At 65.7% G+C, this 26,157-nt stretch carries 26 protein-coding genes and 1 pseudogene; 14 read left to right on the top strand and 13 right to left on the bottom strand.

The genetic code is table 11. The features are described 5' to 3' along the window. Positions 1-13: 13 nt before the first annotated feature. On the top strand, positions 14-1,138 hold the full coding sequence (locus tag HNR05_RS11110) for an acyl-CoA dehydrogenase family protein (protein WP_179579069.1): 1,125 nt from the start codon (positions 14-16) through the stop codon (positions 1,136-1,138). Positions 1,139-1,263: 125 nt separating this feature from the next. Next, the gene (locus HNR05_RS11115) at positions 1,264-1,641 is read left to right on the top strand and encodes a MepB family protein (protein WP_343062559.1); all 378 of its coding nucleotides are present in this window, start codon (positions 1,264-1,266) and stop codon (positions 1,639-1,641) included. A gap of 98 nt (positions 1,642-1,739) precedes the next feature. Here the strand turns inward: HNR05_RS11115 and HNR05_RS11120 are convergent, their stop codons facing one another. Beyond that, the gene (locus HNR05_RS11120; protein ID WP_179579071.1) at positions 1,740-2,363 is read right to left on the bottom strand and encodes a gamma carbonic anhydrase family protein; all 624 of its coding nucleotides are present in this window, start codon (positions 2,361-2,363) and stop codon (positions 1,740-1,742) included. Positions 2,364-2,365: 2 nt separating this feature from the next. Continuing rightward, positions 2,366-3,121, bottom strand: coding sequence for an SDR family NAD(P)-dependent oxidoreductase (locus HNR05_RS11125; RefSeq protein WP_218868874.1), 756 nt, complete (start codon positions 3,119-3,121; stop codon positions 2,366-2,368). A gap of 56 nt (positions 3,122-3,177) precedes the next feature. Here HNR05_RS11125 and HNR05_RS11130 point away from each other — a divergent pair, with 56 nt between their 5' ends. From HNR05_RS11130 to HNR05_RS11140, 3 genes are all read left to right on the top strand, one after another. Continuing rightward, positions 3,178-3,633 carry a VOC family protein gene (locus HNR05_RS11130; RefSeq protein WP_179579072.1) on the top strand — a complete coding sequence of 152 codons (456 nt, stop codon included), beginning with the start codon at positions 3,178-3,180 and terminating at the stop codon, positions 3,631-3,633. A 215-nt stretch (positions 3,634-3,848) separates the two neighbouring features. After that, complete coding sequence (locus HNR05_RS11135) at positions 3,849-4,718, top strand: CoA transferase subunit A (RefSeq protein WP_179579073.1); 870 nt, start codon at positions 3,849-3,851, stop codon at positions 4,716-4,718. Beyond that, positions 4,715-5,476, top strand: coding sequence for a CoA-transferase subunit beta (locus tag HNR05_RS11140; protein ID WP_179579074.1), 762 nt, complete (start codon positions 4,715-4,717; stop codon positions 5,474-5,476). Before HNR05_RS11135 ends, HNR05_RS11140 begins: the two co-directional genes overlap by 4 nt. Here HNR05_RS11140 and HNR05_RS11145 read toward each other — a convergent pair. Further along, complete coding sequence (locus HNR05_RS11145) at positions 5,473-6,099, bottom strand: TetR/AcrR family transcriptional regulator (RefSeq protein ID WP_179579075.1); 627 nt, start codon at positions 6,097-6,099, stop codon at positions 5,473-5,475. The two genes, HNR05_RS11140 and HNR05_RS11145, sit on opposite strands and share 4 nt — an antisense overlap. A 96-nt stretch (positions 6,100-6,195) precedes the next feature. On the opposite strand from HNR05_RS11145, the gene HNR05_RS11150 reads away from it, so the two are divergent. Further along, the gene (locus HNR05_RS11150; protein WP_179579076.1) at positions 6,196-7,797 is read left to right on the top strand and encodes an AMP-binding protein; all 1,602 of its coding nucleotides are present in this window, start codon (positions 6,196-6,198) and stop codon (positions 7,795-7,797) included. A 59-nt stretch (positions 7,798-7,856) separates the two neighbouring features. On the opposite strand, the gene HNR05_RS11155 is transcribed toward HNR05_RS11150, so the two are convergent. Next, positions 7,857-9,077 (bottom strand): acetyl-CoA C-acetyltransferase, encoded by a 1,221-nt coding sequence (locus HNR05_RS11155; RefSeq protein WP_179579077.1) that lies wholly within the window; start codon positions 9,075-9,077, stop codon positions 7,857-7,859. Next, a complete protein-coding gene (locus HNR05_RS11160; RefSeq protein ID WP_179579078.1) occupies positions 9,074-9,871 on the bottom strand; it encodes an SDR family oxidoreductase in 798 nt (265 codons plus the stop codon). The genes HNR05_RS11155 and HNR05_RS11160 overlap by 4 nt, the downstream gene beginning before the upstream one ends. A 66-nt stretch (positions 9,872-9,937) precedes the next feature. Between HNR05_RS11160 and HNR05_RS11165 the strand changes: the two genes are divergently transcribed. Next, a complete protein-coding gene (locus HNR05_RS11165) occupies positions 9,938-10,762 on the top strand; it encodes an SDR family NAD(P)-dependent oxidoreductase (RefSeq protein WP_179579079.1) in 825 nt (274 codons plus the stop codon). A gap of 71 nt (positions 10,763-10,833) precedes the next feature. Here the strand turns inward: HNR05_RS11165 and HNR05_RS11170 are convergent, their stop codons facing one another. The 5 genes and pseudogenes from HNR05_RS11170 to HNR05_RS11185 all read right to left on the bottom strand — a co-directional run bounded on the left by HNR05_RS11170 (position 10,834) and on the right by HNR05_RS11185 (position 15,522). Beyond that, positions 10,834-11,556, bottom strand: coding sequence for an ABC transporter ATP-binding protein (locus tag HNR05_RS11170; protein ID WP_179579080.1), 723 nt, complete (start codon positions 11,554-11,556; stop codon positions 10,834-10,836). Then, positions 11,549-12,424, bottom strand: coding sequence for an ABC transporter ATP-binding protein (locus HNR05_RS18065; protein WP_425485104.1), 876 nt, complete (start codon positions 12,422-12,424; stop codon positions 11,549-11,551). The genes HNR05_RS11170 and HNR05_RS18065 overlap by 8 nt, the downstream gene beginning before the upstream one ends. 60 nt (positions 12,425-12,484) lie before the next feature. Further along, positions 12,485-13,363: pseudogene (locus HNR05_RS18070) on the bottom strand (branched-chain amino acid ABC transporter permease); the annotation flags it as partial. A 3-nt stretch (positions 13,364-13,366) separates the two neighbouring features. Beyond that, positions 13,367-14,224 carry a branched-chain amino acid ABC transporter permease gene (locus tag HNR05_RS11180; protein WP_179579082.1) on the bottom strand — a complete coding sequence of 286 codons (858 nt, stop codon included), beginning with the start codon at positions 14,222-14,224 and terminating at the stop codon, positions 13,367-13,369. Between the two features lie 83 nt (positions 14,225-14,307). Beyond that, positions 14,308-15,522, bottom strand: a complete 1,215-nt coding sequence (locus HNR05_RS11185) for an ABC transporter substrate-binding protein (protein WP_179579083.1) — start codon at positions 15,520-15,522, stop codon at positions 14,308-14,310. Between the two features lie 196 nt (positions 15,523-15,718). Here HNR05_RS11185 and HNR05_RS11190 point away from each other — a divergent pair, with 196 nt between their 5' ends. From HNR05_RS11190 to HNR05_RS11215, 6 genes are all read left to right on the top strand, one after another. Then, complete coding sequence (locus HNR05_RS11190) at positions 15,719-16,498, top strand: SDR family NAD(P)-dependent oxidoreductase (RefSeq protein ID WP_179579084.1); 780 nt, start codon at positions 15,719-15,721, stop codon at positions 16,496-16,498. 15 nt (positions 16,499-16,513) lie between these two features. Then, positions 16,514-17,449 carry an alpha/beta hydrolase gene (locus HNR05_RS11195; RefSeq protein WP_179579085.1) on the top strand — a complete coding sequence of 312 codons (936 nt, stop codon included), beginning with the start codon at positions 16,514-16,516 and terminating at the stop codon, positions 17,447-17,449. Continuing rightward, positions 17,446-19,068 (top strand): flavin-containing monooxygenase, encoded by a 1,623-nt coding sequence (locus tag HNR05_RS11200; protein ID WP_179579086.1) that lies wholly within the window; start codon positions 17,446-17,448, stop codon positions 19,066-19,068. Before HNR05_RS11195 ends, HNR05_RS11200 begins: the two co-directional genes overlap by 4 nt. Positions 19,069-19,178: 110 nt before the next feature. Further along, the gene (locus HNR05_RS11205; RefSeq protein ID WP_179579087.1) at positions 19,179-19,922 is read left to right on the top strand and encodes an SDR family NAD(P)-dependent oxidoreductase; all 744 of its coding nucleotides are present in this window, start codon (positions 19,179-19,181) and stop codon (positions 19,920-19,922) included. Next, complete coding sequence (locus HNR05_RS11210) at positions 19,919-20,389, top strand: acyl-CoA thioesterase (protein WP_179579088.1); 471 nt, start codon at positions 19,919-19,921, stop codon at positions 20,387-20,389. The genes HNR05_RS11205 and HNR05_RS11210 overlap by 4 nt, the downstream gene beginning before the upstream one ends. Beyond that, positions 20,386-20,829: a nuclear transport factor 2 family protein gene (locus tag HNR05_RS11215; protein ID WP_179579089.1), complete on the top strand. Its 444-nt coding sequence runs from the start codon at positions 20,386-20,388 to the stop codon at positions 20,827-20,829. The genes HNR05_RS11210 and HNR05_RS11215 overlap by 4 nt, the downstream gene beginning before the upstream one ends. Here the strand turns inward: HNR05_RS11215 and HNR05_RS11220 are convergent. Further along, on the bottom strand, positions 20,813-21,868 hold the full coding sequence (locus tag HNR05_RS11220; RefSeq protein WP_179579090.1) for an MBL fold metallo-hydrolase: 1,056 nt from the start codon (positions 21,866-21,868) through the stop codon (positions 20,813-20,815). The genes HNR05_RS11215 and HNR05_RS11220 overlap by 17 nt on opposite strands. Before the next feature lie 92 nt (positions 21,869-21,960). Between HNR05_RS11220 and HNR05_RS11225 the strand changes: the two genes are divergently transcribed. Further along, positions 21,961-23,361, top strand: coding sequence for an MFS transporter (locus tag HNR05_RS11225; protein ID WP_179579091.1), 1,401 nt, complete (start codon positions 21,961-21,963; stop codon positions 23,359-23,361). Positions 23,362-23,456: 95 nt separating this feature from the next. On the opposite strand, the gene HNR05_RS11230 is transcribed toward HNR05_RS11225, so the two are convergent. Further along, positions 23,457-25,175 carry a cytochrome b/b6 domain-containing protein gene (locus tag HNR05_RS11230; protein WP_179579092.1) on the bottom strand — a complete coding sequence of 573 codons (1,719 nt, stop codon included), beginning with the start codon at positions 25,173-25,175 and terminating at the stop codon, positions 23,457-23,459. Further along, the gene (locus HNR05_RS11235; RefSeq protein WP_179579093.1) at positions 25,176-26,153 is read right to left on the bottom strand and encodes an electron transfer flavoprotein subunit alpha/FixB family protein; all 978 of its coding nucleotides are present in this window, start codon (positions 26,151-26,153) and stop codon (positions 25,176-25,178) included. Positions 26,154-26,157: the final 4 nt, after the last annotated feature.

Genomic DNA, 26,157 nt, shown 5'->3' on the forward strand with positions numbered 1-26,157 from the left:
GAAGGAAGTCACCATGCAGTTTGAGCTCAGCGACGAGCAGCGGGAGTTGGCGGAGTTCATCCGCGAGCTGCTCTCAAGCAAATCTGACAGCGCGTCGGTGCGGGCCACAATCGCGCACGACGCGCCCTTCGACGCCGAGCTCTGGTCGGTGCTCTGCGACCAGATCGGAGCGGCATCACTGGCGATCCCCGAGGAGTACGGTGGCGCCGGCTATTCGACGTTCGAGACACACATTGTGCTCGAAGAACTCGGCTACGCTCTCACCCCGTCGCCCTATTTCGGCTCGGTCGCCCTCGCAGCGCAAGCGGTGTTGGCCTCGGGAAACGCCGAGGCGTGCGCACGCCTCCTTCCCTCCGTCGCCGACGGATCCCGCATCGCGGCACTCGCCTGGGCCGACCCCACCGGCCGCTGGTCCCCCGCTGACGTCGGCGTCAGCGCGCAGGAGACGGACGGCGTGTGGCGGTTGAGCGGCGAGACTCCGCTCGTGATCGACGGCATCGCTGCGGACCTCGTGCTCGTCATCGCCGCCACCCCGCGCGGCCCGGCGCTGTTTGAGTTGACCGACACGGGGGCGCTGACGAAAGAGTCCACCCCGGCGCTCGACCCTGCATTGTCGTTCGCGACGTATCGATTCGATGCCAGCGCGGCGACGCTGCTCGCCTGTGAAGCGGATACCCCCTTTCTCGATCGCCTGCGCGATCTCGCGCTCACGGCGCTCACCGCCATCCAGGTGGGGGCTGCCGCACGCGGCTTGGACATGACGGTCGCCTACTCACTGCAGCGCGCCCAGTTCGGCCGCCTGATCGGCTCGTATCAGGCGCTCAAGCACCGCATGGCCGATCTGCACGTGCGACTTGAAACCGCCCGTACGACCTCGCGGGCCGCGGCCTGGGCGGCAGCGAACGATTCCGCCGAACTCGGCCAACTCGCCTCGCTCGCGAAGACCTGGTGCAGCGACTCACTCACTGCGATCGCGAGTGAGACCATCCAGTTGCACGGCGGCATCGCCATCACCTGGGAACATGATGCCCACTTGGTCTTCAAGCGTGCGCACGCCACGGCGCAGTTGTTCGGCTCCCCCGGCGAGCAGCGCGCCCGTGTGGCGCAGTCGCTCGGGCTCGACCGCACCTCCGCCTAGTGCGTATTGCTCACGGTAGAGCGGTGGCCATTCTGTCATCGGTCTGGCTCGGTCCGCGATAGCGTGGCCGTGTGCGGTTCAGGGCGTTCGAGGGCTATGCGTCCGAGGTAGGGGTAGCCGTTGTGGTGACTCCTGAATTGCAGAACAGCGACTACGAGGCGGGAGTCGCGCAGATCGGCGATGAGGCATGGCATATTCGGACGGCCAGGACCACTCCGTGCAAGCCTGGCGCGTTCCTTGCTTTCTGGCGGCGTAATGTCGACGGGAAGACGACGCCGTTCGGAGATGACGACTCCACCGTGGGCCTGCTCGTGTTCGTGGAGCAGGAGGGCGGCCGCGGTGTGTTCCGATTCACCGCTGCACATCTCGTGGAACTTGGCGTCATGGCAGGCAGTCGGGCGGGCAAGCGCGGATTCCGCGTATATCCACAGTGGTGCACGGGACTGAACGCTCAAGCCGCGGCCACTCAGCGCGCTCAGGCATCGGCATTCCAGGTGTACTGAATTCGGGTCGCGCTGGAATTCGTACTGGTGAGCCAGCACATCACGCGACACCAACCAGGACTCGCCCACCGACGCCCGAAACGGGTTGAGCATCACCCCTAGCGGCCGGGCGGCCCGTCGGCGCGACTCTCGTGCAGCGGTCGCGACACGTCGGGTCCCGTGCTCACCCGCGGCCGATCAGACTCCGGCTGCGCCAACGGCTCGACCCGGCGCAGAGTGCCCAGGCTGCGCTGAGCCAGCTCCTGATAAATCCGCACGCCGTCCCGCTTCCACGAGAGGGTGTCTTCGTCGAGCTCCCGCACGACAGTGGCCGGGCGGCCGTGTGCGAGCACCCCGGCCGGGATCCGGCTCCCCGCAGTGACCAGTGACCCTGCGCCAATCAGCGCGTCGTGCCCGATCTCGGCCCCATCCAACACAATGCTGCCGATGCCAATCAGCGCGTAGGAGCCAATCGTGCAACCGTGCAGCGTCACGCCGTGACCGATGTGACTACCCGGCGAGAGAACCGCGTCGGCTCCGGGGAAGGCGTGAATCACGCTGTTGTCTTGCACATTGCTGCCGGCCCCCACGAGAATCCGACCGAAGTCGCCGCGCAAGCTCGCATTCGGGCCGATGTAGCAGCCGGCCTCGACGATCACATCCCCGATGAGGATCGCGCTTTCGTGAACAAACGCTGTCGGGTCGACGACCGGAACGACACCGTCAATTTCGTAACAGGGCATCGCTAAGCCACCTGTCCACCGTCGACCGTGAATTCCTGGCCCGTGCAATAGCTGCTGGCATCGCTCGCGAGAAAGGCAACCAGGTTTGCGACCTCCTCGGGACGGCCAATGCGGCTGATCGGAATGCGGGCGACGGCGCCCCGGCCCTGCCTCGTCTCTTCGCTCGCCATCGGCGTATCGATGGAACCGGGGCAGACGACGTTCACTCGAATGCCGAACTCGCCGAGTTCGTGTGCGAGCGTGCGCGTCACACCGCGCAGCCCCCACTTCGAGGCCGAGTACGCGGAGAGGTTTGTGTACCCTTTGAGCGCGGCCGTGGAGGCGATGTTCACGATCGATCCCCCGTTGTCTTGCATGAGCGGCAGGATCGCTTGCACGCCCAGCATGGGACCGACAAGGTTCACGCTGAGGGTAGTCATGATCAGCGCCTCGCTCGTCTCAACGAACGGCTTGGGCACGCAGATGCCGGCATTATTCACGAGAACGTCGACACGGCCGAAGGCCACCCGTGCTGCGTCAGCGACATCCGCCCACGCCTCCGCGGATGAGACGTCGTGGCCGAGACCGATCGCCCGGTCGCCATATTCTGCGGCGAGCGATTCTGCCCCTGCCGCGTCAAGATCGGTGAGCACGAGCCGTGCGCCAAGCGCGTTCATCAGGCGAGCATGGGCGCGGCCCTGCCCCCCGGAAGCGCCGGTGATGAGGGCGACCTTGCCTTCGAGCGAGATGACCGGTTCGTGAGTATGAGGTGAATTCAACAGGGAGATCCTTTCGGCTAACGTGCTGGGAGGTAAACGAAAAGGGGAGTTTGACAATGACGCGACTGCACCACATGGGCATCACCGTGAGTGATACCGCGAAGGCGGTCGAGTTCTACCGCGCTCTGGCGGATGGCGACGTCGTCGGGCCGCTGGTCCGGCGCGGACCGGTTGTCGAAGCCGTGACGGGACAGGTGGGCGCCGAAATCTGGATCACCTTTGTGGGCTTCGCCGACGGCGAGACGGTGCTCGAACTTGCGGACTATCGGAATGCCGGCGGCGAGCCGCTGCTGCCCGACAACAACCGAGCCGGCTCGACGCACCCCGCCATCGTGGTGCCCAGCATGGACGACGCCCTCTCGCGCCTCGCCGCGCTGGGCTACGCACCGCTGTGGGAACCCCTGGTGGGAACCGCCGGGCCGCTCGAGGGGTACCGCTACGTGTACGTGCTTGGACCCGACGAACTGCGCGTTGAGCTGCTCGAGGAGCCTCACCCCGCCACCGCCGGCTGAGTCCGGCTCGCTGAGATCAGCCGCTTGCGGGCGCGCAGGGTGGATGCGGCGTGCATCGTGCGCGCATCCGCTCGAACGGTGTGCATCCTGTCTCCCTTGACCCGCTTGGCTTCTCCGACGCTAGCGCAAAGACCAAACAAGCGCTAGGTTTATTGTTGGCGGGAACACGTAAACACGCCAGTACGCAACGAAGTGAGAACGTCGAAGGAGCAAAGATGCCCGATAAATTGACGAGCCTCGACGAGGCCGTGGCCTCGATCGAGAGCGGTATGACGATTGGGATCGGCGGGTGGGGATCGCGCAGAAAGCCAATGGCGCTGATCCGGGCGCTGCTGCGCAGTGACGTCACTGATCTCACGGTCGTGGCCTTCGGCGGCCCCGATGTCGGATTGCTCGCCCAGGCCGGCAAAATCAAGAAACTCATCTACGGTTTCGTCACGCTCGACAGCATCCCTCTCGACCCCCTCTTCACCGCGGCGCGCGAGCGCGGTGGGGAGCTTGAAATCGAAGAGCACGACGAGGGAATGTTCGTGGCCGGGCTTCGTGCCGCCGGAGCGCGCCTCGACTTCTTGCCCGTCCGAGCCGGCCTCGGCTCCGACGTGCTGCCGGCGAGCCCGCGCATCAAGACGATCGCCTCGCCCTACTCCGACGACGTCTATGTCGCTGTACCCGCGCTCTCGCTCGATGTCGCGCTCGTGCACGTGAATCGTGCGGACTCGGGCGGCAACGGGCAGTTCCTCGGGCCGGACCCCTACTTCGACGATCTGTTGACGATGGCTGCGAAGCGCTCGATCCTGTCGGCCGAAAAGGTCGTGCCCACCGAGGATCTGCTCAGCGAGGGCAGCTTCCACACGCTGCTCGTCAACCGGATGTATGTCGACCAGGTTGTGGAGGCACCCAACGGCGCCCACTTCACCAGCTGCGAACCCGACTACCCGCGCGACGAGGCCTTCCAACGCCACTACGTCGCCGCTGCGAAGGAGCCTGAGGCCTGGGCGAAATTCACGGCCGACTTCCTCAACACCGATGAGGCCGGCTACCACGCCGCCGTGGCCCGCTTTCACGCAGAACAGGACAAGTCATGAGTACCGAACAGGCCACCATCGCCGAGGTATGCATTGCGGCCTGCGCCGACACCTACCTCGAGTCCGGCGAGTTATTGGCCCATGCGGTCGGCATCATCCCGACCCTGGGCGCTCGACTCGCCAAGCTCACCACCGCCCCCGACATCGTGCTGACCGATGGCGAGGCGTTCCTCATGAGCGAGCCCGCCCCACTCGGCAAGTCGGCCGCAGCCGGCGGCACGATCGAGGGCTGGGCTCCGTTCCGGCGCATCTTCGACATTCTCGCCACCGGTCGTCGCCAGAGCATGATGGGTGCAAGCCAGATCGACGCCTTCGGCAACCAGAACATCTCGCTCATCGGCGACTGGGACAAGCCGAAGCGTCAACTCATCGGCGTACGCGGCGTTCCCGGCAACACGGCGAACCACCGGGTCGACTACTGGGTGGCCCGGCACAGTGCGCGCATCTTTGTCGAAAAGGTCGACATGGTCTCGGGCGTGGGCACGGACCGCGCTCGCGCGGTGGGCACGTCGCTCCGATTCCATCACCTGGGCGCGATCATCACAAACCTCGCGGTGTTTGGTTTCGACGAGGATGGCCGAGTCGCCGTCCGCTCAATTCACCCCGGCGTTGACCCCGCCGAGGTGGCTGCAGAGACCGGCTTCACCATCGATGTGTCGGCAGCACCGACCACGCGCATCCCCAGCGCGGAGGAGCTCCGACTCATCCGCGACGTCGTCGACCCTCGCGGCGTTCGCAGCCGCGAGGTGCCGAACTAGGATTCTTCGGCAAGCACACCACTATGGAACAGATCGAGGAAGTTCTGGGTGAGCGTCTCGGCCGTGTACCGTCCGTTGGGTCGGTACCAGCGCACCGTGGACCAGACCGCGTCTCGCACGAAGCGGTATACGATCGCCGAGTCGAAGGAATCGCGAAACACGCCCTGCGCCTGTCCGGCCTCGATCTGTTCCCGCCAGAAATGCTCGATCCGCGCCGATCCCTCGGAGAGGAACTCGAAGCCGACCTGGCTCTGCAAAATCGTGGACTCGTTCTGGTAGAGACCGACCGCGTCGCTCTGCTCCTCCATCACGCGGAATGCGGTGCGGATGAGTCCGTCGAGGGTCTCGCGAGGGCCGCGGCCTTCGGCAGCGATTTCTTCGATCTGCTCCAGCAGCCCGGTCATGAAGCTGCGCAGGATCTCCTGAAAGATCGCCTCCTTGGAGGAAAAGTGGTGGTACAGACTCCCCGAGAGGATGCCCGCCTCGTCTGCGATGTCACGTACAGTGGTCGCCGCGTAGCCGTGGCTCGCGAACAACCGGGCAGCGATCGCCAGAATCTGGTTACGCCGGTCAGAACTCTGATCCGTGCGATCAATTTTCGCTTTCGCTGGCATGATGGCCATTCCCCTCTCGGTCAAGCGTTTGCTTAGTATTCGATAACTCGATCAGAGTAACGCAGACTCAACGCCCACTTCACGACCTAATTTGAAAGGACACTGATGTCCGACATCTCATCCGCCCTGACCATCCCGGCGCTGCTGAACGATCAAGCAGCTTTGGGGCACCACTCGGCAATCGTAGAGGGCGAACGCACCATTAGCTACGCCGAACTGCGAAGCCTGGTCCACGAGGTTTCTCGAGCATTCCTCGCTCACGGGGTGATTCACGGCGATCGCGTTGCACTCTGGGCCCCTAATCGCACCGAATTCATCCTGGCCATGCTCGGCGCCCAAGCGATCGGCGCCTCCGTCGTGCCGCTGAACACCCGCTACACGGGACGGGAAGCGGCTGAGATTCTTGATCGTTCGCGCGCCAGCGCTCTCGTGCTCGCCGACGGGTTTCTGGGTCGCTCCTTTTCGGGCATGCTCACGACTGCACTCGACGCCGACGATGCCGAAACCCCCGACCTCTCGAACCTGCGCGTGATCGTGAACATGGACGAGGTCGAGGCGCCCGGTTGCCTCACCTGGTCCGAGTTTCTCTCCGCCGGCGCGACGGTGCAGGACGAGACCCTGCAGGCCGCGCTCGACGCCGTACACCCCGACGACGTCGTAGACATCCTGTACACCTCCGGCACGACCGGCCGCCCCAAGGGCGTCATGAGTGCGCACCGGCAGACCCTGGGCGTCGCGCATGCCTGGGTGAAGGGCGCCCAGCTCAGCAGCGACGATCGCTATGCGGTCGTGAACCCGTTCTTTCACGGCTTCGGCTACAAGGCCGGAATGATCACGTCGCTTGTCGCCGGAGCGACCATCTACCCGGTCGACGTGTTCGAGCCGGAGGCGTTGCTCGCCCTCATCGCGCAGGCGCGCATCTCGGTGCTGCCCGGGGTCCCCACCATCTTCACCTCGTTGATCGACCACCCTCGACGGGGTGATTACGATCTCTCCTCACTGCGATTCGCGATCGCCGGCGCGACCGCTGCCCCCGACTCGCTGTTCCACGACATGGTGAACGTGCTCGGATTCAGGACCGTCGCCCAGGCCTATGGGCTGACCGAATGCGTCGTCGCGACGCTGTCCCGCCCGGGCGAGAGCCTGGCGCACGCCGCGCAGACCACCGGGCCGGCTGTCGAGAATACCGAGTTGCGCATCGTCGACGAGCATGGGGCCGACCTGCCCGTCGATACCGACGGTGAGATCCTCATTCGCGGTTCAAACGTCATGCTCGGCTATTTCGAGGATCAGGCGGCAACGGATGCCGTGATCGATTCCGACGGCTGGTTCCATACGGGTGACGTCGGCCGCTTGGACGAGCATGGCTGCCTGAAGATCACCGATCGCATCAAGGACATGTTCATCGTCGGCGGCTTCAACGTCTACCCGGCCGAGATCGAGAACGTGCTGCGGCGGCATCCCGCCGTCAACGAGTCGGCCGTCGTCGAGGTGACGGATGCCCGTCTCGGACACGTGGGTCGTGCCTACGTGGCGCTGCTGCACGATGCGGATCCACGGCCGAATTCGGCCGATCTCGAGGCGTTCTGCCGTGAGAGGCTCGCGAACTTCAAGGTGCCGCGCGACTTCATCTTCGTCGACGATTTTCCGCGCAACGCGACCGGCAAAATCCAGAAGGCCGAGCTGCGCGAGGCTGCCGCCGGCTAAACGCCGCCGAACGCACAGAAGGGGCTGGCCGCGAGGCCAGCCCCTTCTGTGCATCCGTCCTAGCTCAAGCGTTCGAGCACCATCGCCATGCCCTGACCACCGGCCACGCACATGGTCTCGAGCGCGAACTGCTCGTCGCGCTCCTGCAGAGCGTGAATGGCGGTTGCGGTCATCCGTGCACCGGTCATACCGAACGGGTGGCCCAGCGCGATTGCGCCGCCGTTTACGTTCACACGGTCGGCGCTCATCCCGATATCGTCGATCGACGGCAGCACCTGGGCCGCGAACGCCTCGTTCAACTCCATGATGTCGATGTCGCCGATCGACATCTTCGCATTCGCAAGCGCTCGCTGGACCGCCTGCACCGGGCCGAGGCCCATGATTTCGGGGCTGAGCGCCGAGACGCCGGTCGAGACAATGCGCGCGAGCGGGGTGAGACCGAGGTCCTTCGCTTTGCGGTCGCTCATGATCACCAGGGCTGCGGCGCCGTCGTTCACCGGGCAGCAGTTGGCGGCCGTGACCGTCCCGCCCTCCCGGAACACCGGCTGCAACGACGACACCTTTTCAAGCGTCACGCCCGCGCGCGGGCCGTCGTCGGTCGCTACGCGCGTGCCATCAGCCAGGGTCACCGGGGTGATGTCTTGCACCCAGAAGCCACGGGCCGCGGCTGCCTCGGCCCGGTTCTGGCTAATGACAGCCCATTCGTCCTGTGCGGCACGCGAGACACCGCGCACCTGGGCCACATTCTCGGCGGTCTCGCCCATGGCGATGTAGATGTCGGGCAGCTCGCCCGCCTCGCGCGGATCGCTCCAGGTCGATCCGGCTGCGGCCGCACGGTCCAGAGTGCGCTGCATCGCTGCGGCGTAGCTCGGGTTCTTCGTGTCGGGCATGCCGTCGGACTTGCCGGAGCCAAAGCGCGACACCGTCTCGACGCCGGCCGAGATGAATGCCTCGCCCTCGCCACTCTTGATGGCGTGGAAAGCCATTCGAGTGGTCTGCAGCGACGACGAGCAGTACCGCTGCACGGTCGTGCCCGGCACCGTGTCGAGGCCGAGTTGCAGGGCGACGATGCGGGCGATGTTGTACCCCTGCTCACCGGCAGGCTGGGCACAGCCCATCATGAGGTCGTCGATGGTGGCGGCGTCCAGAGCGGGCACCTGGTCGAGCGCGGCCCGCACCATCTGCGCGGCGAGGTCGTCGGCGCGCATGCTTGCGAGCGATCCTTTGTAGGCGCGCCCGATCGGCGAGCGAGCAACGGAAACGATGACGGCTTCGGTCATGGGGTGACTCCTTCTATAGTGGTGGCGCGAAGGATCGCGTCAGCGTTGGGTGTGTGTGCGAGAAATGCGGGCCACTCGCCGCCGCCATCGACCGGCAGGATGGCCCCGGTGATGTGGGCCGCGAGCGGCGAGACGAGCATGAGGCAGGCATCCCCGATTTCGGTCGGTTCGGCGAGCTGGCCACGGGGAATGGTCGCCGCGACGCGGGCATATTGCTCGGCGTCGCCATAGTGCGACCGCGCAGCCTCGGTCGCGACGAGGCCGCAGCTCACGGCGTTCACACGCACATGCGGTGCCCACTCAGTGGCGAGGCTGGTCGTGAGGCTCTCGAGCGCTGCCTTCGCGGCACCATAGATCGCGGTTCCCGGGCTCGGCCGGCGCGCGCTGATCGAGGTGATGTTCACGATGGATCCGCGCGACTCGCGCAGGGCCGGGTACGCGGCGCGGCACAGGAATGCCGCCGACAGGAAGTTCAGGTCGGTGACGGCGCGCAGATAGCGCGGTGAGCCAGCCTCGTAGCGGCCGAACGGGGATCCGCCGGCATTGTTCACGACGATGTCGATGCGCGAGTGGCGCGCGAGCACGTCGGCGACCCACTCCTCAATTCGTTCCGGATCACGCACGTCAAGCGCGCGGAAGGTGACCCCCTCGGGCAGATCCTCGGGCTCAGTGCGCCCGCAGATCTCGATCGTCGCGCCGGCCTCGAGGAATCGAGAAACAATTCCCCGACCCACGCCTCGACCACCGCCGGTCACCATGACTACCTTGCCTGACAGGTCAATTGACACGGACATGCGACCCCCTATCTCCATTGAATACGGCTTCTTCTGAGAATACCAAACAAATGCTAGGTTTGTTCCATGACGAACAATGATGTTCCCCAGGCCACCGCCATTGTGACGGGCGGAGCCGCCGGTATCGGCGGTGGCGTGAGCCGCCGCCTCGCCGCCGATGGCTTCCACGTGCTCCTCGTCGACAACGACGAGGCCGAGGCGCTGGCGACCCGAACCGACATCGAGAGGGCCGGCGGCCAGTGCACCGTCGTCGTCGCCGACGTCACCAGCGATGCGGGGGTCGCCGCGCTCGGCGCCGCCCTCGACATCATCACGGGCACGATCGACATCCTGGTCAACAACGTGGGTGACTTTCGCCCCGCAAAGGCCGTCTTCCACAAGAGCACCCCCGAGCAATGGGAGGCACTGCACCGCATCAACCTCTGGCATGTCTTGACGGTGAGTCACCTCGTAGTCCCCCGCATGATTGCACAGGGTTCAGGCTCGATCGTCAACGTCTCAACCGTCGAGGCGTTCCGCGGCATCCCCGGCAACGCCGTCTACTCGGCGTATAAGGCGGGCGTCTCGGCCTTCACCAAGAGTCTGGCCGTCGAGCTCGCGCCGAGCGGCATCCGCGTAAACGCGATCGCGCCCGACCTGACCGACACCGCTCAGACCTCAGCCGAAGCGATGCTCGAAGGCCGCGATCCGGATGCCGTGCGCACCTGGGTACCCCTCGGACGCTTTGGCACCCCCGAGGATCACTCGGGCGTCGTGGCTTTCCTCGCTTCCGACGACGCCCGCTACGTGACGGGCCACACGATCCCCGTTGACGGCGGCACCCTGGCCGCATCCGGATGGTATCTGAAGTCCGAGGGACGCGGCTGGACGAACCGACCGAACGCGGTGTAACCGCCAGCCACAGAGACACGAGCGGGGCGGCACCTCCACTGAGGTGCCGCCCCGCTTCGTTGATTCGGCGGCTAGACCGAACCGAAGTATGCCTGCTGCAGGTCTTCGATGGTGACCTCGGCCGCCGGACGCGACAGCACCGTTTGACCCATCTCGAGAACGGTGACTTCGTCCGCGATCGCGACCGAGTCCTGCACCATCTGCTCGATCAGCAGGATCCCGATACCGGTGTCCTTGAGTGCATGCACGCGCTCCATGACCTCTTTCACGATCACCGGAGCGAGCCCCTGGCTCGGCTCATCGAGAATGAGCAGCTGCGGCTTCGCCATCAACGCCTGGCCGATGGCGAGCATCTGCTGCTGGCCACCCGACATGCTTCCGGCGATGAGGTGCCGCTTCTCACCCAGGATGGGGAAGAGCTCATAGATCTCCTGCACGAACTTCGACAACGCCCGCTTGCGCACTCCCGTCGAGTAGCCGCCGAGCAAGAGATTCTGCTCGATGGTGAGCTCGTGGAAAATCCGCTTTCCTTCCTGCACATAGGAAATGCCCCGAGCCACACGCTTCGGCGCAGGAACACCGGTGATGTCCTCGCCGAGGTAGTTCAGCACTCCCCCGGTGACCTTGTTGAGGCCCGTGATCCCGCGCAGAGTTGTGGTCTTCCCCGCGCCATTGCGACCGAGCAAGACGGTGATCTCGCCACGCCGCACAACCAATGACGCGTCGCGGACGACCTTCAGATCGCCATAGCCGGTCTGCATGCCCGATACCTCGAGCAGTACCTCGTTACTCATCACTTCCTCCGGTCGCGAACTCCTCGGCTCGGATCCCGAGGTATTCCTCGCGAACCCGGGGGTCGTGTTCAATCTCTGCCGAGCTGCCGTGCGCCATGACTTTGCCCTGCGCGAGAACATAAATGTCATCGGCCAGACGCAATACCAGCTGGAAGTTGTGCTCGACGAGCACGACGGTCTGACCGGCGGCGCTCAGTCGTTGGATCAAGGTCGCGAGCACCTCGATCTCGTCCTCATCGAGACCCGAGGCTACCTCGTCAAGCAGCAGCACGCGGGGCGAACTCACGAGGCAGCGGGCCACCTCGAGCAGTCGACGGTTCCCGAGTGGCAACGAGTCAGCGAGCTCATGCTGCTGCGCGGTGAGCCCGACCAGTGCGAGCACGCGTTGCGCCTCATGCTGAGACGTGCGCTTCGTCCGCCAGAAACTCGGCAGGCGCAGAATCGAGGCAAGCAGTGAGGCGCGATTCGTGGCGTAATAGCCCGACTCGACGACGTCGATCACCGAGAGCTTCGCGGGCACGTTCGGGGTCTGGAAGGTGCGCGAGACGCCCGAGCGGGCGACCGAGTAGGAACTGGATCCCTGAATCTGCTCGCCGCCGAGCTCGACCGTTCCTGAATCCGCTTGATAGAAGCCCGAGATCATGTTGAGCAGCGTCGTCTTGCCCGAGCCATTCGGACCGATCAACGCCGTCACCGCACCGGGGGCAGCGGTCAAGCTGACCTCGCTCAGCGCTTGGTTGCCACCGAATGCCTTCGACAGAGCGGATACCGTGAGGCTCGCTCCGGCAAGTGGGGTGATCGTGGCGGCAACCGAGGCGACCTCGGTCGTGCCGTGTCGCGCTCGCGCCGCAGCGTCAATTCGGCGCATGACATTAATCGCCAGACCCGAGATGCCTCCGGTAAAGGCCACACCGCCGAAGAGCAGGAACGCGCCCGTGATAATCAGGCCGTACTCCTGGAAGTTCGTCGCCTGGTTCATGCCGAACTGCAAGACCGTCGCGCCGATCAACGCGCCGAAGACACTCGCCGAACCGCCAAAGATTGACGCGGCCAATGCGGTCATCGCGAACGAGAACGCAAACGCTTCTGGCGAAATGAACAGGTCCATGTTGGCGAACATCACGCCGGCGAGACCGGCGGGGATCGCCCCCATCATGTAGGCCATGAGCTTCGTCCTGAACACGGAGATGCCCACCGATGCGGCCAGAACGGGACTCTGTTTGACCACGCGCAGCGCGGTGCCGTGCTGGGACACAACGAGGTTGCGCATCACGGCGAACCAGAGGATACCGACGACAATCAGCACGAGGTAGAACAGCTCTCCGCTGACCGGCTCTCCGAAGAGAGTTCCGCCCTTAATCCCGGCAAGGCCGTTGCGGCCGCCGGTCGCCCCCTTGAAAATTGAAAGCACGTCGGGAACCAGCAGGATGAGAAAGAACGAGGTCATTGCGAGCGACCAGCCGCCGAGCCTCAGTCCGGGAATTCCCGAGATGAGGCCGACCACGAGGGCCGCGAGCGTGCCGGCGACAAGCTGCAGTCCGATCTCGGTGATACCGGATTTGCCCAACAGACCGGCCGTGTAGGCACCGGCCGCGTACATGGCGACCTGGCCCATGGCGAGCTCGCCCGCGTAGCCGAGCGCAAGGTTCAGGCCCGAGACGACGAGCGCGAGCAGCACGGTCAGTTCAACCTGACGAGTCAGCCCGTAACTCAATCCCAGCGTGGGCAGCAACAGCAGGAGCCCACCGCAGGCGAGCGGCCAGATCCATCCGGGAAGCGCCCGGAGTTTAAGCCACAGTGAAGCCATCTGTCACACCACCCGTTCCTTGCGACGGACAAAGAGCCCCGTCGGTTTGACCACCAAGATCACAATGAGAATGACGAAGACGCTGATGTTGGCGAAGTCGGCACCGATGTAGCGGCTTGCCAACGCCTCGGCGAGACCGACAATCAACCCGCCGACGAGAGTGCCACCGATCGAGCCGAAACCGCCGATGGCAAGCACAACGAAGCCCTTGATTGCAAGAGAGGCACCCAGCGTGGCAACTGCGAACGTCTTGGGGCCGACGAGCACGCCGACCATGCCAGCCAGAACGCCGGTGAACACGAACGCGATGAGGGCGAGTCGGCGCACATTCACCCCGCGCAGCTGCGCGGCCTCGCGATCTTCACTCATGCCGAGCAGCGCAATGCCGACGAGACTGCGCTTGGAGTATTGCTGCAGTCCGATGACCAGCAGCACGACGAACAGGATCAGGGCGAGCTCAACCGGATAGATCCGGCCTCCCGCAATGTCGAGCACTCCATCGCCGAGGAAGAACGGTACCCGACGAGGTTCGCCGCCCCAGATCACCTGGGCGACGCCCTCGATGATGAAGGAAGCGCCGAGGGTGGTGACGAGGAGGTTGTGGGCGTCTTTCACCGGGCGGATCGCGACCCGTTCCTCGAGCGCGGCGATGGCACCGACGATGATGCCCGCGCCGATGGCAACCAGCCACCAGGGCAGGTTCCAGACCGCGATACCCAGGTAGGCGAGGAACGCACCGAGCATCATGAGCGCGGCCTGCGCAAAGTTGAACGTCTTCTGGGACAGGAAGACGATGTTGTAGCCGATCGCGACGAGTGCGTACACCGCACCCAACGCGAGGCCAGACCAAATTATCGTCATGGCGTTCGAGTCCTTCTTTCACTCACCGAGCATGTGCCGGTGGCCCGAGAGAGTGTTCTCCCAGGCCACCCGTGGAAATGGTGCTACTGGTACTGGCCGTTGACCAGCGGACCGGGAGCGATAAAGAGGTACTGCTCCGGTCCGACGTGCGGTGAGTGCGCCTTGTCGGTGAAGGAGTACAGGCCGAGCATGACCGTGTTGGCGCTCTTCTGCACCGCCGGGTCGATCATCGCGGTGGCGAGCGCCTCCGCGTCGAGTGAGCCCGCCTTCTCGGCGGCCGCACGGACGAGCAGCATCGCGTCGTAGTTGTAGGCCAGGATCAGCGACGACTTGATCTCACCCGAGCTGACCATGAGCTTCACGGCGTCATTCACCGCGGCGTCGTCAGCGTTGAATTTGGTGCTCTTGAACACCTGCATGGTGAGGTTCTTCACCTGATCCGTGCCGAGCACGCCAGCGGGAGCCTCGGTTGCAATCAGACCGGTGGCCGAGACAGACGTGTTGCCAAGAATCGGGATATCCCAGCCGAGACGCTCGATGCCCTGCAGCACATAGCCGAGCGGGGCCCCGTAGGCGTCAAGCACGAGAACATCGGGCTTCTGCTCCTTGAGAGCCTCGAGCTGCGGCGTCATATCGAGCGAGGCCACGTCGTAGACCTGATTACCGGTGACGGTCAGTCCGGCCTCTTCGCTCTTCGAAGCGGCAAGGCCACCGAACAGCTCTCCGTATGCACTCGAACCGTGCAGCACGGCGACCTTCTTGTATTTCTGGGTCTTGATCTCGTCGACGAACGAACCGACATAGTCGGCGGCCGATGGCGAGAGATCGAAGTTGTACGGGCTGACGCTCGGGTCACCCGTTGTGGCCGTGGGGCCGATGTTGAACGAGAGGATCTTCTCCTGCGACAGGATGGGGATGATCGCTTCGGAGACGGTCGAAGGCCCCGAGTTCATCACGACGTCGGGGCGGCTGTCGCTCGCAAGCAATTCGCGCAGACGAGTGACGGCAACCGTCGGGTCGGCGGTGTCGTCGATCACGGTGAGCTCGACGTCGCGGCCGAGCACGCCGCCCAGTGCGTTAACGGCGGCAACCGAGGCCTTCGCCGCGGTGACCGAGGTTGTCGCGTTGTTTTGCAGAATTCCCTCTGCGCCGAGACCGCCGAAGACGACCACCTTCACCGGAGAATCGGCCGGGCCGCCGGAGTCGGCCGTGCTCCCTGCTCCGCCTGCACACGCCGCGAGTGTCAGCGTTGCAGCCGCCATCGCGGCCAACCCCACTGTGAATTTAAACCTTGACATCGATTGAACCTTTCTCACCGTTGAGAGCAGCGCCGGGGCCGACGCGAGCAATTGACAACCAAACGCTTGCTTAGTCAATCACACGACTCCGCAAATTCACAATGCGTCAGCCCGGAGCATCGGTAACGATCCGGGTACCAAAAACCAACCATGCATTTGCTTGGATTTTCGGGGCGAGCCTGTTACCGTGACGGCCATGGCACCTGGCTCCGCACTCTCTGAAAATGAATTCGACACGCACTCGGGAATTGCCCTCGTGACCGGCGGCTCCGGCGGTATCGGCGCGGCGATCGTGCGCCTTCTCGTGCAGGCGGGTTCGCGCGTCGCCCTCACGTACCGGTCGCGACGGCCGGAGAGCTTACTTGCGGAACTGGGTGACCACGTCGAAGCGCACCAGCTTGATGTGACCAATGCCGCGCGCTCCTCCGAGATCGTCGCCGATCTGTTGAGCCGTCACGGCGCCGTGCACACGCTCGTCCATGCGGCCGGTCCGCACGTGCCACTCAGCTACCTCTCGACGGTCACTCCCGCTCAATTCGAGGAGCAGATCCGTAACGACCTCGTCGGCTACTTCGCCGTGGTGCACGCCGCATTGCCCGCCCTGCGTGACTCACACGGTTCCATCACCGTCGTCACAACCGCGGCAACACGGCGCTACCCCGCCCGCGACGGGCTTTCTGCCGCACCCAAGGGTGGCGTCGAGGCGCTTTCACGCGGCATCGCGCTCGAGGAAGGCCGGTTCGGCATCCGGGTGAACTGCGTCGGCCCGGGCATGCTCACCGACGGTATGGCAGAGCGATTGATCGCCAACGGCGACATGAGCGAGCGCGCCCTCGACGTCGCCCGCGAGAACATTCCCCTTCGCCGCTTCGGTACGGCCGAGGACATCGCCCAAGTCGTCGTCTTCCTCGCTTCGGACCGTGCCCAGTTCATCTCGGGCCAGAAGATCGATGTCGACGGTGGGTACGGCGTCTAATGCGGAGGAGTTGGTATGACCGAGACTGAGCGAATGCTCGACCGCCTCAACGAGGGATTCCCCGACCTGGCCAGGTTGTCGCCCCTCGCCGCCCGTGCCGCCGTCGACGCGCGCGTGCGGCCCGCCGAGAATTTCGCCGATGCGGTGACGCGTGACCTCGATATCCCGGGCCCTGCAGGGCGCATCCGCGTGCGGGTCTACCGTCCAACGCAGCTTCGGCAGCCCGCGCACCGCTCGGGACTCGTCACCGTCTTCTCGCACGGTGGCGGCTTTCTGCACGGCTCCATCGCGAGCCATGACAGCTTCTGCCGATCGTGGGCGAAACACACAGCCGCCGTCGTGGTGTCAGTCGAGACCCGCCTTGCCCCGGAGCACGGCGCTCCCGCGGGCGCCGAAGACGTCGTCGCCACGGTCGAATGGCTGCTGACAACAGGGCTCGGGCGCCGGGTCGTGCTCGCCGGCGATAGCTCGGGCGCGAACGTCGCAGCCGTCGCGGCACTGATGCTGCGCGATCGCGGCCAGACGGCTCTCGCCGGCCAGGTGCTGCTCTACCCGTTCCTCGATCCAACGATGTCGAGCGACTCGCACACCACGCGCGCGGAGGGGTTCTTCGTCACCGCCCGCACACTCGGGTTCTACTGGCGAAACTATCTCGAATCGAGCGCCCTGCCGCAGACGGACTGGCGGATCAACCCAACACACGCCGCCGATCACCGCGGGCTTCCACCGACCATTCTCGTGACCGCTGGGCTCGACCCGCTGAGCGACGAAGGCCGCACGTACGCGCAGAAGTTGCGCGCGAGCGGTGTCCCCGTGCTGCTTCGTCACCACCCCGACCAGTTCCACGGCTTTCTCACCATCGGAGACTTCGGCCCGGCGCGCGCCGCGCGCGAGCTCCTGTGGTCCGACTTTCACCACCTTTTCATTCGCAACTCGGAGGACATCACATGAGCACGCGCGCTGTTGAAGAAAACGCCTTTGACCATGACGTCATCGTCGTCGGCGCCGGCTTTGCCGGCCTCTACACTGTCATCCACGCCGCCCGCCGCGGCCTCCGCGTACACGGCATCGAAGCCGCGCCCGGCGTCGGCGGCACCTGGTTCTGGAATCGGTACCCGGGCGCTCGCTGCGACGTCGAGAGCATTGACTATTCCTATTCTTTCGACCCCGAGTTGGAGCGCGAGTGGCGCTGGAGTGAGCGCTATGCGACCCAGCCAGAGATCTTGCGCTACCTCGAGCACGTCGCCGATCGCTTCGAGGCACGGACCCACTACAGCTTCAACACCCGCGTGACCGGTGCGAGCTGGGACGAGACAGCGCAGTGCTGGCACGTTGATACCGACGATGGTCGGCGCGCCACGGCAGCCTGGCTTGTCATGGCGACGGGCCCGCTCTCGACGCCCATTGTGCCAGAGATCACCGGCCGCGACAGCTTCGCCGGTCAGATCCTGCAGACGTCGGCGTGGCCGAGCGAGCCCGTAGATTTCACCGGGAAGCGGGTGGCCGTCATCGGCACTGGGGCCTCGGGCATCCAGGTGATCCCGCTGATCGCCGAGGACGCAGCAGAAGTCGTGGTCTATCAGCGCACCGCGAACTACAGCGTTCCCGCTTTCAACTTCGACCTCGACGATGCCGAGTGGGCAACGCAGCAGACCGGCCTCGCCCGGCGCCGGGAGCTCTCGTGGAAGAGCCCTGCCGGATCACCCTGGTCATCGCACCTCGAGCCATTTGCGGACCTCGACGACGAAGCTCGTGAGGCGGTGTTCAACGAGGCCTGGCAGCGCGGCGGGGTACTCTTCGCGAAGGCTTTTCGCGGCCAGACAATTGAGCGCGAGATCAACGATGCGGCGCGGGATTTCTTCGAACGCAAGCTCGCGGAGCGCATCGCCAACGACACGACACGCAGTGCGCTCACCCCGGTCGGGCATGCGCTCGGCACGAAACGCATCTGTACTGACTCGGGCTACTACGAGACCTACAATCTTCCGCACGTGCACCTCGTTTCCTTGCGCACCGAGCCGATCACTGAGATGACGCCCGCGGGAATCACGACCACAGCGGGCGCGCGAGAGTTCGACATCATCGTGTACGCAACGGGATTCGATGCGATGACGGGCGCCCTGACGTCGATTGAGATTCGCGGCCGCGACGGCAGGCTTCTGCGGGACGAGTGGGCCGACGGTCCGATCACCCTCCTGGGGGTCGGACTGCCCGGCTTCCCCAACCTCTGTGTACTCAATGGCCCGGGCACTCCGAGCGTTTTCGCGAACATGGCCCTCACGTCGGAACAGCAGGGCAGATTTGCCCTGGAGCTCATCGACTACTGCACGAATGCCGGCTATTCGTCAGCAGAGGCCCGTGCAGACGCGGCCGAAGCGTGGACGCAGCACACGCAAGATGTTGCGCACGCGACCCTGTTCGGTTCGTCGGACTCCTGGTATACCGGGGCAAATCTGCCCGGCAAGGCGCGCGCCTTTCTGCCCTATGCCGGTGGGTTTGACCAATTTTGTGCCCGGGCGGAGGCAGTGATCGACAACGGATTCACCGGCTTCGTGCTCAGCGAGCGCTAGCAGTGCGGGAAGAACAGCTAGCCGCCCGGCCCCCGATTCGCTCTAGCGTTTTCGTGACGAGCGGAATAGGCTCCGTATCAAGCAAATGCTTGTTAGATTAAGGGGTCATCATGGGAGATGCACACTACGGTTTCACGGCCGGCGATTCAATCGTCATCACCGGAGCGGGCAGCGGCATCGGCCGCGCCACCGCCCTCCAGGCCGCACGTCAGGGCCTGTCGGTCGGGGTCTGGGACTTAAATCCAGCCGGGGTTGATGAGACAATCCAGGCGATCATCGCCCTCGGTGGCACGGCGCACGGCGAGGTCGCCGATGTGTCCGACGCCGCAGCGGTGCATGCCGCGATGGAACGCACTGCGCGGGCACTCGGCCCCATCAGCTTCCTGCACAACAATGCGGGCCCCCCCTCGACCGCGCAGCTTGACTTTGGCGATGCCGTGCGGATCTGCGTCGGCAGCGTGCAATCTGTCACCGAGGCCTGGGTGCCGTATGCGCCCCAGTCCGGCGCCGCGATGGTTGTCACCGCCTCGGTCGCCGGCAACCTTGTCGGCACGGCCAACGCCTGGTACTCCGCGTCCAAGGCCGGCCTGATGGGCTACGTTCGGCACCTCGCGGCTCACCGCGCGGGCGAATTTCGCAGCAACGGGGTCGCCCCCGGCATGACAAACACCCCCCGACTCGCCGGCTTTGCCACGAGCGAGATGGGCGAGCGGATCCTCGAGCGAATCCCCCTGCACCGCATGGGCGAGGCCGATGACATCGCAGCCGCGACCCTCTTCCTCCTGTCGCCCGCAGCCAGCTATATCAACGGCGTCTTCCTTCCCGTTGACGGCGGTTGGACGGTGACGCAGTGAGTGAAAATCCCGTTCTGCACTCGCACCTCGTGCGACTGAGTTACGGCGACACCGACCCGGCCGGCATCCTGTACTACGCCGCCTGGTTCCCGAAAATGGAGGCGCTGCAATCCGAGTTCCTCTTCTTTCAGGGGCTGCGTCAGGATCGACTCAAAGAGGATTTCGGATGGTGGACCGTCTCACGCGCGACGTCGTGCGAGTACCTCGCAGCGGCCGGGCTCTTCGATCAGATCCGCATCGAACTGCGCCGCGGCTCCGTCGGGACATCGTCGTTCGCGTTCGATTTCACGATGCGGCGTGTGAGCGACGATGTGCTCGTTGCCCGCGCAGTGAGCACGCTCGTCACCGTCTCTCCGGAGCAATCGACGGTGCGCATCCCCGAGCTGCTGCACGACCACCTCGCCAACTGGGGTTCCTCCGAATGGGCGGCAGCGCACGCAATCACCGGCGCGGACGCGCTGGCGTGAGCGTCGGAGACCACCGCCTCGCCGACGCCGCCGACCGCAGCGAAATCAACGATCTGCTCGCGCGCGTGGCCCAGCTTGCCGACAGCGGCACTCCCGAGGAGTACCTGGCCTGCTTCTCGGATGAGCCGGTCTGGGAGCTCGTTGCGGCACATGGCCTCCCGCTCGACCCGCAGATTGTGCGGGGTCGCGAGTCGCTGCTCGAGAGCGTGCGCGACCGTCGCACAGCCGGAGTGCAGGGACCGGGATCGCACACCTGCCACGCCGTGCAGCGCGCCGCGGTCGTCGTCGACGGGGACTCGGCTCGGGCTGACAGCATCTTTCTCTACTACACGCACACGGACCAGACGCCGTTGCTCGCGGCCTTGGGCCAGTATGCGGACGAGTTTGTGCGCGTCTCCGGCGAGTGGCTGCTGGCGAAGCGGACTATCCGGCGTGACTAATCACGCCGCCGGTCAGCCACGTCTCCGCGTCCCCGCTCCGCACAGCCGCCAGGTGCAACTCCGTTTGTCGCAGCGCCGACTGCCTCTCGAATCCGCGGAGGTTGTCCCACCCTCGCGTCCAGAGCAGATGGCCGGTGACGTCCCAGACGCTCGCACCGCTCATCCGCCGGTCTACCTCCTGCACAGCCGCTGTGCGGCGCAGATGATGCGCCGCGATCTGCGCACAGCGCAGTCGCAACCCGCGGAAGCGAAATTCGTGCCCGGGCAGGACTTCGCACTGATCGAGTTCACTGATGCGACTGAGCGAACGCAGGTATGCGCCGAGCGGCTCGCTGCCCGGCAGCTGACCGAGCCCGATGCCCGAGTAGATGCGCGGCAGCACGTGGTCGCCCGAAAACAGCAACCCGGCGCCGGGGTCCTCGAGGCAGAGGTGCCCATCAGTGTGCCCGGGAGTCACGTGGGCTCGCAGTGTGCGGTCTGCAAGCAGAATCTCCTCGCCGTCGGCAATCACTCGGTCCGGTGCCAGCGGCGTCGAGAAGTGCGCCGCGTGGAGTTCGCCGAGCATCGCCGAGTGCAGGTGGTCGGGCACTCCCCAGCGCAGCAGCTCGACCCGCATCCACTCATCCGAGCCGCCCATGCCGACCGCGACATCGTTCAGCACAGCAGACTCCGCGGCCGTCATCATCACCGTGGCACCGGAGGCTTCGCGCAGTCGGCCGGCCAGCCCCAGGTGGTCCGGGTGGCTGTGCGTGACCAGAATTGTCTCAATGTCCTGCACGCGTCGGCCGTGCTCGGCCAGAAAAGTGCGCCAGTAGTCGAAGGTCTCGTCCGACGCCCACCCCGGGTCGATCACATGCACGCCGTCTGCGCCCATCAACGCGTAGCCGAACGAGGAAGCCAGCGTGCCCTCGGCGATCGGCAGTGCCAGCGCCCACCAGCCCTCATCGATCTTCTCGGCTGCCGCGACACGCCCCGTACCCCACGCCTCGGCCTGCGCGTGGCTCGTCACCTGCAGCTCACTCCGGACGTCGTCACCCATGCCGCCACTCTAGCAATTGCTTGGTTTGGGGTTGAGGGCCATTCGTGCCTGGGCGCGTCTGGCTCGGCCCCAAATGAGCGGATGGCGACCGCGTGAGCGACCGGGCAGGGGCTGCGCAGAACGGCCGAAGTCGCCTGATCATCGGGGTGCTCGCGGCGAGTGCGATGGCGAGCTCTCTGCAGTTCACTCTCACGGTGCCTGCGCTCCCCGAGTTTCCGTCGGTGCTCGGCATCACGGCCAGCGACGCAACCTGGATCATCGTCATCACCTTGCTGACCGGCACGATCGGCACACCCGTGGTTTCACGGATGGCCGACATCTATGGGCGGCGGCGCATGCTGCTCGTCTCAATCGGTCTGCTCTGCGTCGGCTCAATCATCGCTGCCGCGGGAATGACCTTCACGACCGTGTTGATCGGCCGTGCCCTGCAGGGTTTCGCCAGCGCCATCGTGCCGATCGGCATCAGCTTGATTCGCAGCCAGGTCGAGCGCAAACAGGCGAACATGGGCATCGCGCTCATGAGCGCGACGGTCGGCCTGGGTTCGGCGTTGGGCCTCCCCCTCTCGGGTGTTCTCCTGGCTTGGGGCGGGCTTCCGCTGATCTTCTGGGGTTCCGCCGTCGCGAGTGCCCTCTTCTTCTGTGCCATTCTCGTGGTCGTACCCGAGGCGCCCGAGCGACTCAACCGACGCTTCGACGTCATCGGCGCCATCCTGCTCGCCGTGTGGCTCACCGCGCTGCTGCTTGTCGTCTCAAAGGGTACGGAGTGGGGCGTGCGCAGCGCAGAGACGATTCTCGCCGCGGCCGTCACCCTCGCGGTTTTCGGCATCTGGATTCTGTTTTCGTTGCGCTCACGGCATCCGCTGATTGATCTCCGACTCGCGACGCGGCCGCGCATGATGCGCATCAACCTGGCAACATTTTTCGCCGCACTCGGCATGTTCGCGAACCATCTCCTCACCGTGCAAGAGGCACGGGCGCCGATCTCAACAGGCTACGGACTCGGGCTGCCCGCGATCACCGCAGGGCTCGTGCTGTTGCCGTTTGCGATCACGATGGTTGCTCTCTCTCCTGTTTCAGGCCGGGCGTTGAATCAGATCGGTCCTCGCGCGACGCTGGTCGGCGGCGCGCTCATCATGACCGCCGGTTTTCTCTTTCGAGTTCTCGCTCCGCACCAGCTCGGCACCGTCGTGATTGGCGCTGTCGTCATCGGCGCGGGCACCTCGTTCGCCTTCGCCGCGATGCCAGCGCTCGTCACCGAAGCGGCTCCGTTGACGGAGGTCGCCTCGGCGAACGGCGTGAACGGACTCATCCGCTCGCTCTCCGGCGCCATCTGCGGCGCCGCACTCGCGTTTCTGCTGGGCAGCTTCCCCGACGCGAACGTGAACGGAGCGCTCTCGCAGCAGGGGCTCACGACAGCGTTCGCTGTGGTCGCCGCGAGTTGCCTGCTCGGCGCCCTCATCGCCGCAGCGCCGATCCCGCGCCGATACCGGTAAGGAACTCGGGGAGTCACGGTCGCCCCATCGGCGCCCGGTTCCAGCTGACGGTGTCCCGTCCGCTCGTCAGTGTGGACGAGTCGAGCAGAATGAGGTCAGCGCGAGCCGACGTTCCCCATGGTCCGAGCGAGCGGCGCGAGCACCATCGGCCGAGCTGCAATCACGGACGCCGCAATGACCGTGAGCGAGACCAGCAGCATCAGAGCCCCGAACCAACTCACCTCGTCGCGCGCACCGTAGATGTGGTTGAGGTTGCGGAGCGCGCCGGTCGTCAGAACGAGCGTCACATGGATCACGGTGAAGCCGACGAAATACAGCATCACCGGGAAGTGCAGGCTGCGGGCGAGCGTGATCGGATACGCCGCGTTGAGCTTCGCATTGTTCGTCGGCCAGAAACCCGACAGGCGGATTCCCGTCGCGATAGCGAGGGGGGCCGCGATGAACACGGTCGCGAAATAGGCGAGCTGCTGGAGTCCGTTGTAGTTGATCCAACCGTTCTCGACAGGCCAGTCCAGGCTGAGGTACTGCAGCGCAGCGGAGAGCGCGTTCGGGAACACGTCCCAGCTCGTCGGCACGATGCGCATCCACTGACCCGTGGCAAAGAGCAGAATGACGAACACGAGGCCGTTCGCCATCCAGAGCACGTCGAGTGACTGGTGGAACCAGAGCATAATGCTGATCTTCCGCTGCGGATTGCGTCTCGACGACCAGTACGCGGGCGGGCGCCGCTGCCCACGAACCTGAAGGCCGGAACGCACGATCAGCACGAGGAAGAAGAGGTTGAGGAAGTGCTGCCAGCCGAGCCAGGCGGGCAGCCCGACGGGAGCCGAGTGTGGCAGTTCGGCGGCGCCCGGATACCGATCAACGAATGCGGCAACACCGTCAAGACCGATGAACCACCGTGCGGCGAGCACCACCGCAGCGGCGAATCCAAAGAGTGCGAATGCGCACACGAGACCCACGCCGACGCGCTGGCGATCAGACAGGGCTGCGACAGGGTTCGTCGAGGTATCGGCCGGCTTCGTGGGCGCTGACCGTGCAGGCGTGCGTGTCGCCGGAGCAGAGGTGGTCGGAGTTGCCGGAGCTGCCGGAGCTGCCGGAGCTGCCGGAGCTGCCGGCGCGACCGGAGCCGAAGCGGCGATTGCATCGGCCGGCACGACGGCTTCGACAGCGGACACGGTCACGGGTGCCGCTTTCGGCGCCGCGACTGGGGCCGCGGCTGGAACTGTGGACGGAGCTACGGCTGCCGGCGCGGCTGGAGCTGCCGGCGCCGCGGGCACGACACCGGCAAGTCCAACGGGAGGCGCCACGGGAGGCATGACCGGCAGGACGGCCGATTCCGGCGCGGGGTGCGGCGTGATCGCCGTTCCGGCCGGCCACGGTGCACCGCCGGCGACACGCGGGAGGCCCCGTCGCGTGCCGACCGCACCGGTTTCAGCCGCGACAGGCGCGTTTTCAACGGGGGCCGCGGTGACTGGCGTGGGCGCAGCCGCCACCGGAACGAGGAGCGCAGGGGTGACCGACGTATCCGCAGAGCCCTGCGGCCACGGGTCGCCACCCTCGACCCGGGGCAGCCCCCGTCGAGGACCGCCGGGGGGCGTCGTCCGCGCGACGGCTTCGGTCGATACGGGCGCGACGATTGTCTGGCTCGGGTCAGCAGAGGTAACGACCGCAGTCGAGATGGCCTCAGCCGCGGCACTCTCGATGCCCGCCACCGGCGCTCCCGACGCCGGGGCGCCGTCGCCGACCGGCCAGGGGTCTCCCCCGGGCGTGCGCGGCAAGCCGCGGCGCAGTACGCCCTGAGCCGACATCATCTAGGAGGCCTTCGCCTCGAGTGCCTGCACCAGCTGCGGCACAACCGTGAAGAGGTCTCCGACGATCCCGAAATCGGCGATCTCGAAGATCGGAGCATCGGCGTCTTTGTTGATCGCGACGATGTACTTCGAGGTCTGCATACCGGCGCGATGTTGAATGGCTCCCGAAATGCCAAGAGCGATATAGAGCTGCGGTGACACGGACACACCGGTCTGTCCGACCTGGTGACTCTGCGAAACGTACCCTGCATCGACCGCGGCGCGCGAGGCCCCGATGCCGGCACCCAGCGCATCGGCAAGCTGCTCGACGAGCGCGAATTGCGCCTCCGAACCGAGGCCACGACCTCCGGAGACGACGGTGCGGGCGCTGCGCAGTTCCGGACGGCTGCTCGTTTCAACGAGAGGGGTGACCGATTCGACCGTGGCAGCCACGCCCGAGGCGGTTACAGCGAGCTCTGTCTGCTGGAGCTGCTGGGCCGCCGCGCGGGCATCGATCGATCCGGGGCGCACCGTGATGATCGGCACGCCGAAGGTCGCGGCCGACACGACGTTATAGGCGCCCCCGTATACCGAATGGTGGGAGACGATTCCCTCGGCGTCGCGCGCCACACCCACGGCGTCGATCGCGAGAGCCGAACGGCTTCTCGCCGCGTATCGACCGGCAAGCTCCCGCCCCTCGACCGAATGCGAGACGAGGATAGCGGTGGGCCGGACCGCGTCGGCGGCCGCAGCGAGCGCATCGATCGCCCCCGACCCCAGCCGTTCCGCGTGAGCCGGCGCAGTGAGCACCCGGGTCGCGCCCAGCTCGGCGGCGCGAGTGGCCAGCTCCACAAGACGGTTCTGCGGTGCAACAATCACAGCGATCGGCGTGCCGATCTCGGCTGCCGCCCCCAGCAGACCAGCTGCGGACGAGGCGAGCTCACCTGCGAGTGTGACATCGAGCGCGACGAGGACCGAGTCCACGGCAAATTCATTCATTCCG

The sequence above is a fragment of the Leifsonia psychrotolerans genome, assembly GCF_013410665.1.
Lineage (GTDB): Bacteria > Actinomycetota > Actinomycetes > Actinomycetales > Microbacteriaceae > Cryobacterium > Cryobacterium psychrotolerans_A.